Here is a 1676-nt window from a genome sequence, read left to right as displayed (position 1 = left end):
CCCGTGGCGGAGTCGGTTGTCTCTGCGTCGGCTTCCGCAGCGCGTCGGCGCGCGACGACTCGACTACTGGCCGCGTCTCGCAGGCTGCACAGGAGCGTCAACGCGGTTCTCGAGCGCCCGAATGATGCGGATTTCCTGAGGGTCGCACAGGCGCGCTTCGATACAGCCGACGTCATTCTTGCGATCCGTGGTGCAAGAGCGGTGCACCTCAACACGCTTGCGAATCGTCACCAGCGCCTTCTGAACGCCGAGGTCAAGCGACTCGACGAGTCGGTGGCGTTCAGTGCGCTGCTGCGCCAGGCCAACGCATATGGGGAGCGGGTCGCGCAGCGCGCTCACGAGCAGGATTCGCGTTTGCCCCCCGCAGCGCTCGGTGGCATCGCCGCCAACGCCGCCAACTGGTACGGAAACGACGCGCTGCTCAAGACCGCGCTGAGGGCGGCCAAGAAGAAGGGACCGCGCGTGTACGAGATCGGCCTGAAGAAGGGCGAAGATCTCGATCGCCGGGCGTACGGTCTCTACCGCTCCATAAGCATTGGGGCTCGCAGAACGAGCATTCCGTACAAGGGAAGCGAGGGATTGCGCAGACTGCCGGATGCCGATGGTGGTTTCAACGGAGGGCTGATCGGACTGCGTCGGACGGGGGAGACCGCGAGCCGTAGTCCCGCGATCGACATCAAGTCTCCCGAGTTGGGATCGATCAAGATCCACGTTCGTCACAGGCCGTAGCGGTGCGCGCCACTATGACCGCCTCAGATCTCGCAAGGGCGAAGAACGCGTTCAGCGTGGTCTTTCACGAGTTCGACCCGTACGGGTGCCCGTTTCAGCAGAAGGTCGGTGATCGCCTGCTCATCTACGACGTCGATCGCAACGAGACGACGCCGTGGGGACTGAGCGCCTCCGCACTCGACGCGTTACTTCGCGCTGCTGATGCTGAGGATCTGGAGCGCGTCTTCATCTCGGTCGCTGACCCGCGGACGAACCGAGATCCCGCAGCCCACTACGTCCTGAGTCCGCTCGATGCCGACAGCTACGCAGCGGCTGCCGAAGCGTGGACGATCCTCCCCCATGCCATGTATCCGCCCAGCGGCCGCTGGGGCGCCATCAGCTCCGACGAGTCGCACACCTTGATTGGAGGAACTGCACGATTTGTGGCCAACCTCGCCGCTGGCCTGGGCAGAGGGCAGGACGCGATGGTCTCGGCGTGGCTCGAGGATTGGTCCGGCCACCAAGACCAGGATCCGGATGACCGTCTGCGCATCGGTGACTGGATTCCGGCGCAGCTGGCCCACATCGTGGGATCCCAGCGCGCAGAGCGGGCGCTCAGCAGCTCACGGCTGCGGCGCTTACCGGCGCAGTAGGACGTAGACCGCCGCCAGCCCGAAGCCGATCTGGCCGAAGGACATCGCCGTGCCGAGGTTCGCCGCGCCGGCGAGCTCGGCGACGATCGTCGCCGCCGCGAAGGCGCCGACCATGATCGCGAGGTCGGCGAGCAGCGTCCGCGGACGGGTCACGCCGCCGCCTCCTGCTCGAGCGCCCGCGTGAGCGCGGGGACGTCGAGCGCGGCGTCCTGCGCGCCGAGCAGCTTCAATGCCGTGCGCCGGCCGCCGACCGCGCGCAGGCCGCGGTCGCCGTGCTCGGCGACGAAGTCCGCCAGCGCGCTCGCGCGGCGGGCG

At 67.5% G+C, this 1676-nt stretch carries 3 protein-coding genes; 2 read left to right on the top strand and 1 reads right to left on the bottom strand.

The genetic code is table 11. The annotated features are described in order from the left end of the window. A partial coding sequence (locus V6M37_RS10440; protein WP_332672988.1) for a hypothetical protein occupies positions 1-729 on the top strand: 729 nt, incomplete at its 5' end. 14 nt (positions 730-743) lie between these two features. Then, a complete protein-coding gene (locus V6M37_RS10435) occupies positions 744-1361 on the top strand; it encodes a hypothetical protein (RefSeq protein WP_332672986.1) in 618 nt (205 codons plus the stop codon). On the opposite strand, the gene V6M37_RS10430 is transcribed toward V6M37_RS10435, so the two are convergent. Next, on the bottom strand, positions 1347-1514 hold the full coding sequence (locus V6M37_RS10430) for a hypothetical protein (protein ID WP_332672984.1): 168 nt from the start codon (positions 1512-1514) through the stop codon (positions 1347-1349). The two genes, V6M37_RS10435 and V6M37_RS10430, sit on opposite strands and share 15 nt — an antisense overlap. Between the last annotated feature and the right edge of the window lie 162 nt (positions 1515-1676).

This window comes from Aromatoleum sp. (assembly GCF_036675785.1).
GTDB lineage: Bacteria > Pseudomonadota > Gammaproteobacteria > Burkholderiales > Rhodocyclaceae > Aromatoleum.
The sequence above is the reverse complement of the archived record's forward strand: the minus strand, read 5'-3'. Positions and strand labels throughout refer to the sequence as shown.